The sequence below is a fragment of the Silvanigrella aquatica genome, from assembly GCF_001907975.1.
GTDB classification, from domain to species: Bacteria; Bdellovibrionota_B; Oligoflexia; order Silvanigrellales; family Silvanigrellaceae; genus Silvanigrella; species Silvanigrella aquatica.
The window spans coordinates 3,148,312-3,154,620 of record NZ_CP017834.1; the positions used below are offsets into that span (position 1 = coordinate 3,148,312).

At 34.6% G+C, this 6,309-nt stretch carries 6 protein-coding genes, 2 tRNA genes and 2 rRNA genes (1 of these 10 only partly in view); all 10 read right to left on the reverse strand.

Translation table 11 applies throughout. The features are described from left to right. Positions 1-28: 28 nt before the first annotated feature. Entirely contained in the window at positions 29-2,320 is a 2,292-nt protein-coding gene (locus tag AXG55_RS13445; protein WP_233231235.1) for a trimethylamine N-oxide demethylase, read from the reverse strand. A 245-nt stretch (positions 2,321-2,565) separates the two neighbouring features. Continuing rightward, positions 2,566-3,402 carry an SDR family oxidoreductase gene (locus AXG55_RS13450; protein ID WP_148698618.1) on the reverse strand — a complete coding sequence of 279 codons (837 nt, stop codon included), beginning with the start codon at positions 3,400-3,402 and terminating at the stop codon, positions 2,566-2,568. A 92-nt stretch (positions 3,403-3,494) separates the two neighbouring features. Next, the gene (locus AXG55_RS13455) at positions 3,495-3,983 is read right to left on the reverse strand and encodes a hypothetical protein (RefSeq protein ID WP_148698619.1); all 489 of its coding nucleotides are present in this window, start codon (positions 3,981-3,983) and stop codon (positions 3,495-3,497) included. A gap of 415 nt (positions 3,984-4,398) precedes the next feature. Further along, positions 4,399-4,806, reverse strand: a complete 408-nt coding sequence (gene rplS, locus AXG55_RS13460; RefSeq protein WP_148698620.1) for a 50S ribosomal protein L19 — start codon at positions 4,804-4,806, stop codon at positions 4,399-4,401. Positions 4,807-4,877: 71 nt separating this feature from the next. Beyond that, positions 4,878-4,955, reverse strand: a tRNA-Pro gene (locus AXG55_RS13465). 13 nt (positions 4,956-4,968) lie between these two features. Further along, positions 4,969-5,328: a 50S ribosomal protein L20 gene (gene rplT / locus AXG55_RS13470; RefSeq protein ID WP_148698621.1), complete on the reverse strand. Its 360-nt coding sequence runs from the start codon at positions 5,326-5,328 to the stop codon at positions 4,969-4,971. Positions 5,329-5,475: 147 nt separating this feature from the next. Further along, positions 5,476-5,733, reverse strand: a complete 258-nt coding sequence (locus AXG55_RS13475) for a bL35 family ribosomal protein (protein ID WP_148698622.1) — start codon at positions 5,731-5,733, stop codon at positions 5,476-5,478. 159 nt (positions 5,734-5,892) lie between these two features. Continuing rightward, positions 5,893-5,968 (reverse strand) — tRNA-Lys (locus AXG55_RS13480). A gap of 18 nt (positions 5,969-5,986) precedes the next feature. Then, positions 5,987-6,101, reverse strand: a 5S ribosomal RNA gene (gene rrf, locus AXG55_RS13485). A gap of 136 nt (positions 6,102-6,237) precedes the next feature. Then, positions 6,238-6,309, reverse strand: a 23S ribosomal RNA gene (locus tag AXG55_RS13490) (it continues 2,824 nt past the right edge of the window).

The following is a 6,309-nucleotide window of genomic DNA, read 5'->3' on the forward strand; positions in this document are numbered from 1 at the left end:
TTTAATTTTAGAATATATAAAATGATATCTAAGATCTAGGACGTATTTTCTCAGGATCATAAAACGGAAATTTAACAATTTTAGCCTTTATTCTTTTTTGATGACCATCAAGTTTTCCAACTTCAACTAATGTCCCCACATCGCTAAATTCTACCGCTATCCGACATAAAGCAATATTTTTTCTTAAAATAGGCGAACGTGTTGCACTTGTGATAATTCCAATTTGATTGCGTCCTAGATGCACACAATCACCATGAACTGCAGCTTCATTTCCTTCTAACTCTAAACCAACTAAAATCTTCTGAGGAAATTTTTTTCTTTTTATTAAAGCTTCTTTACCAATAAAATCATCTTCTTTATCTAAAGCTACTGTAAAACCTATTCCTGCTTCAAAGGGATCAATTTGATCATCAAAATCATATCCTGCAAAAATCAAACCGGACTCTATGCGGAGCATATCTAATGCTGAAAATCCAAGTGGCACCATTCCTCTTGGATTTCCTTGCTCCCAAACAGCATCCCATATTTTTAAAGCATGCTGAGGATGACACCATATTTCATAGCCTAATTCACCTGAATATCCCGTTCTCGATATTATTAAGGGAACACCATGATCATCACCTATTCTTCCTATTGTAAAGCGAAACCATTTTAATTCTTGAACTGTAGGCTGATCCGCTTTTGTCCAAATTATTTCTTTTAAAATTTCTCTACTTTTAGGTCCTTGAACAGCGATATTATGTATCTCAGATATTGATGATTTAATTGAAACTTGTAGTCCCATTTTTTGCGTTTGTTCCCTTAGCCAAACGCCTGAATAATCACTTCCACATATCCATCTAAATCCATTCATTCCTAATCGAAATAAAGTACCATCATCTAACATTCCTCCTGTTTCATGACACATTGCTGTGTATACAACCTGACCAACAGACATTTTTCTTATATTTCTTGTCAATGTTTTTTGTAGCAGAGTTTCCGCATCGGGACCTAAAATTTCAAATTTTCTTAATGCAGAGAGATCAATTAGAGCCGCATTTTCTCTACAGGCATAATATTCCTCTATGGGTCCAAAACCTGTAAAACAAGTCGGAAGCCAAAAATTCCGATAATCTGTGTAAGATTTTGTCAACAACGAAGTTCTTGGATGAAACGCGGTTTCATGAGTGAGTTGAGGAATGGAATCGGGCATCATACGGTATGCTATTCCTTTCGAAATCGTTTTTTGAGGTGAATATACACGTATATGTATATCTGTAGGGTTCCAGCCATTCGCAGGATCAATATCGTCAGGACAGGAAGAAGAAGCGCAGACAAGATCTTTCATAGCTCTTAATAAAATATAATCACCCGGCCTTGACCAAGGCTCATCCACAAATTGCGCTGCGTTTTTATCGTATGACGTATTATAAAAAAAATTAATGGCAGGCCATCCTGGCCTTGACTTAATGGAATATTTTTGTAATTCGGAATTAAAATTATCTGAACAGTTTTTGTGACCAGGATATCCTTGATCTTCATAATATTTAGCTGAACACGCAGTGACAAAAGAGTCATGCTTTCCCACCGTATCTCTTATAATTTCAAAAAGCGGTTGAAACTCCTTATCATAAAACTTGGAATAAAGCCCTGGTACAGGATAGGCTAAACCCATAAAAGTGCGCGTCGCTGCTAAATCAATACCAAGTTCCTCTCTCTTATTTAAAGCTATGTGATCAAAAGCTAAAAAATCTGAACATTGTTTACCAGCAACATCAATGATTTGAATATAATCACCTGACTTTACTTCATAACTTATTGCTGAGCCAGGCTGAATTGTCTGCTCAAATTTTACTTCAAAAAAAGGAGGTGGCAAATTGAATTTTTCATTTTCAAGATAATTTTTATTTCTATCAATATTTATTAATATTTCTGTGCCTGGATTTTGTTCGCTAATTTCCATAGGAAAAGCTGGCGAAAAAAGAATACATACTATAGATTTATTTACAAAAATTTCTTTTTTACTTCCTGTATTTCTAAAACTTAAATTTTCTCCTAATATTTTTGCAGAACGACATTGATTTAAATCTATATTATTTTGCCGCAAAAATAATCCAGTAGCTTCATCTTGCGAACTAGAAAATAAAAGTTCTTGCGCAAATTTAGATAATAATTCTCCTTTTAAATTTATAGATTTAAGTGCATCTTTTCCGTGATTATCAAAAGCTAAAACTTCACAAACCTGACCACCTTCCGGATCTATGATACTAAATTGATCCCCGTCGAAAAGTGAAATTAAAACTCCTTCTCTAGGTTTTATTCGATAACGCTCTTGAGTCAAAATTAAAACCCTCATTCTAATTCGTTAAGGAGTAATAAATAATGTCTAAATTATTTTTATATTCATCCATGAATAAGAAATAAATTTAAAATTTTATTTAAATAAATATAATATTGATTTTTAATGCTCAAATTGTCAAAGAAACTTTGTAGAAACAAGATTTTAATATCATCATTTCAAAATTGTAGCAACTAGCTATTGTTATTTTATTTTTTCATAAATCTTTTTATTTTTATAAGTTCAAATTATTTTTTTCTTTTTAAAGATTCCCAATCTTCATTTTTCATTGCCTTTAAGAAATTAAATTCACCCGCACCTTGTAGCCATTCCCCGCCATCAATTGTAATCACTTCTCCATTGATAAATCCGGCGAAATCTGAAACTAAAAAAGAAACTAAATTGGCAAGTTCAATATGCTCGCCATGTCTTCCAAGTGGATTTTTACTTTCTAATACTTTTCCTAAATCAGTATTAGGTACCAAACGATCCCATGCTCCTTTTGTCGGAAAAGGCCCAGGTGCAATGGCATTCATACGTATGCCTCGATCACCCCATTCTACTGCTAAACTTCTTGTCATAGCAAGAACTCCAGCCTTTGCCATAGCAGAAGGAACAACATACGCCGAACCCGTCCAAGAATATGTTGTGACAATACTTAATACATTTGCTTTCATTTTATTTTGTAGCCAACGTTTTCCACAAGCTAACGTAACATAAACGGTGCCATGAAGAACAATGTCTAAAACAATATCAACAGCGCGATGAGATAAATCTTCTGTTCGTGAAATAAAATTTCCTGCCGCATTATTTACAAGAATGTCGATGGGACTTTGTACCCAAATTTCATCAATCATTTTTTCAACAATTTGAGCATCTCTCACATCACAAACTTGGTAAGAAGCTTTATCCTTATATTTTGAATTAAACTCTAAACAGGTTTCTTTTAAAACATCTTCTCTTCTTCCACAAATAACAACGTGAGCCCCTAAAGATAAAAATCTTTCCGACATGCTTTTGCCAAGTCCTGTGCCACCACCTGTTACTAAAACTTTTTTACCGTTTAAAAGATCTGGAGTAAACATATTTTCTCCTATAAAAATTTAAATACCTCATAGCCAATTAAAAATGAAATATAATTTATTTATAAAATTTCCACAATAAGAGCATATTTAATTTATAATTCTTTTTTAAATATTGGTGCTATTATATATTTTTTTATATCCTTACAATAATAAATTGTGAGATCATATTTTGAAAATGTCGTTCTTGCTCTTTGCACAATTTTTTCTAGGCAAATGCGAAAACTTTCTTGTCTTTGGACAGATGAGTTTTTATATTGATCATAAAATAAAGATAATATTTCGCCTCTTCTTAATCCTGAAGTGTGTTCAGATAAAAGACGCATTAAACGTGCTGGCTCCCGTAATGATTCCGAAGGAGCCACAAATTCCGCATAAGATAAGCAAAGTTTAATCCACCTTTTTGTCGCATTGCTTGATAAAGTCACGTCCCGCAATGCCATTTCTAAAGGAAGCTGTATTTTAGAAAAATGATCGCTTTTTCTAATTAATTTTTTCTTTTTTAATTTGTTATTATGAACATTGTTATTTTCATTAACAGTGTGTTCATTTTGTTTTTCAAAATTGGAATGGACCTCTGACATATTAAATTCCTTTCGGCAAAAAATGGCGCGTTCACTATTTGAGAAGAGAAAACTTTTTTAGCTCTCCACAAAGTGCTCTAATGCAATATCTGTGCCAAAATTTTATGCGAATTTTATTTAATTATTTTAGATATTTAAAGTTTGATAAGAATTTATAATTTTCAAAACGCTTGATTTTCAGTCAAAATTTAAAGTTTACCGAATGAATTTCATACGTTTACTCAAATTATTTTAATAATATTAATATATTGTGAAGCATATTTTTTTAATAAACTTGACTGATTTTCAGGCGGTAGAAATAAAATTTTCTTCTATTATAATAGATATTTATACAACTTAATTTTAAACTCAATAAATAAAAACCCACATATCTTATTTGATATGTGGGTTTTTTGAAATACGTTTTGTATAAAACTTATTTATTTTCAGAAGCTTTAAGTTCTTCTGCAGAAACATAACGGCTCGAAATACGCGCAGCCTTACCACGAAGCTTACGGATGTAGTAAATTCTAGAACGACGTACTTTACCGCGAACTTTAACATCAACATGATCAACAAGTGGAGAATGAACGTAGAAATTACGCTCAACACCAATACCACCCGAAGACATTTTACGTACTAAGAAAGTAGAGTTTGTAGTCCCTTTACGGAAACGAATAACAGTACCTTCGAAAGATTGAAGACGGTATTTAGGAGTCCCATCTTTTTCTGTACCTTCTTGGATTTTAACCCAAACACAAACGCTATCACCAGCTTTAAAGCTAGGAAGAGCCTTAGCACGCATATGCATTGATTCAAATGATTTTAAAATAGGATGTTTCATATTATTATCACCTATAGCGAGAATTGCCTTAAATCGGTTTCTCTAAATAAAAATTCAAAAAATAAAAAAAGTGGTCGGAGCGACAGGACTTGAACCTGCGACCTCTTGCACCCCAAGCAAGTGCGCTAGCCAGGCTGCGCTACGCTCCGAGTCAAATCAAAATTACTTAGCTAATGCTGCCATTGATTTTTTAACAAGATTTGCAAAAACTGCATCATCATGGATTGCAATTTCAGACAACTGTTTACGATCAAGAGCAATATTTGCTTTTTTCAAACCATTCATAAACTTGCTGTATGGTAAGCCATGCGCTCTGGAAGCTGCGTTGATACGTTGAATCCAAAGAGAACGGAAATCACGCTTTTTAACCTTACGGTCACGGTAAGCGTAGCAAAGAGCTCTACGAACAATTTGAATTGCTGTACGATAGAGTCTACTACGAGCACCACGATAGCCTTTAGCTAATTTAAGAACTCTTTTGTGACGACGGCGAAGTTTAAAGCCACGTTTTACACGAGCCATTGTATTACCTCCTAGAGAATGATGGCGCTGCCTAATGAGACAAACCTTTAGTAGCCAATCATCTGTTTAAAACAATCATTTTCAATGCCATATTAAACGGCTTTATGAGCCTATTAAGCTCAAAGGCAGAGTGAAACTGCCAGAAAATTATAATCCGTTAGGAATACAACGAGAAACGAGTCTAGAACTCTCAGCGCGCATAATTTTTGCTTTTTTCAAGCGATTTTTACGACTGCGGTTCTTAGAACCAGCCAAGTGTTGCTTGCCAACATGCGGAACCTTAACAAGACCAGTCGCTGTTAACTTATAGCGTTTTGCAGCTGACTTTTTATTTTTGATTGCCTTGTTAACTTTCCCTTTTGACTTAGCTATTTTGGCTTTAATTTTAGCTTTTGACTTTGCCATACAATAAATCCTTCAACTGAGAAGAGACAAAAAACAGAAACTTCTTATAACACTGCTTCAAATAAAATCAACCATTATCTATAAAGAAATAAGTAAAATAGTCAGGTTATAGATAATAAAAAGCCCAAAAGGATAACCTCTTGGGCTTCTAAGATTTAGTGGTGGGTCCGCCCGGATTCGAACCGGGGACCACTTGCTTAAAAGGCAAATGCTCTACCGACTGAGCTACGAACCCACTAAAAGGAAAATTAAAAGGCTGCACAGAGCTACTCTCCCACACCTAAAGGTGCAGTACCATTGCCGCAGGCGGGCTTGACTTCGGAGTTCGGAATGGGATCCGGTATTTCCCCGCCGCAATCAGCACAGCCAAAACGAGGCTTTAAAAAGACTTTGAGCTTGTACCCTCGGGTAGAGAGTAAGTCAAGCGGAGTCTGTAGAAAAGTAAGAGGATAAGAAGTAAGAAGAAGAAAAGAGAGAGAATGTGATTGTAATGGTAATGATGCCTTTAAGAAGCCGTCAGGGCGATTAGTAGTGGTTAGCTGAACGCCTTACAGCGCTTACACATCCACCCTATCA

Bases quoted from the DNA above. Each gene is read 5' to 3' on its own strand.
- AXG55_RS13450 (WP_148698618.1), bottom strand. From the start codon at position 3,402: ATGTTTACTCCAGATCTTTTAAACGGTAAAAAAGTTTTAGTAACAGGT.
- AXG55_RS13455 (WP_148698619.1), bottom strand. From the start codon at position 3,983: ATGTCAGAGGTCCATTCCAATTTTGAAAAACAAAATGAACACACTGTT.
- rplS (WP_148698620.1), bottom strand. From the start codon at position 4,806: ATGAAACATCCTATTTTAAAATCATTTGAATCAATGCATATGCGTGCT.
- rplT (WP_148698621.1), bottom strand. From the start codon at position 5,328: ATGGCTCGTGTAAAACGTGGCTTTAAACTTCGCCGTCGTCACAAAAGA.
- AXG55_RS13475 (WP_148698622.1), bottom strand. From the start codon at position 5,733: ATGGCAAAGTCAAAAGCTAAAATTAAAGCCAAAATAGCTAAGTCAAAA.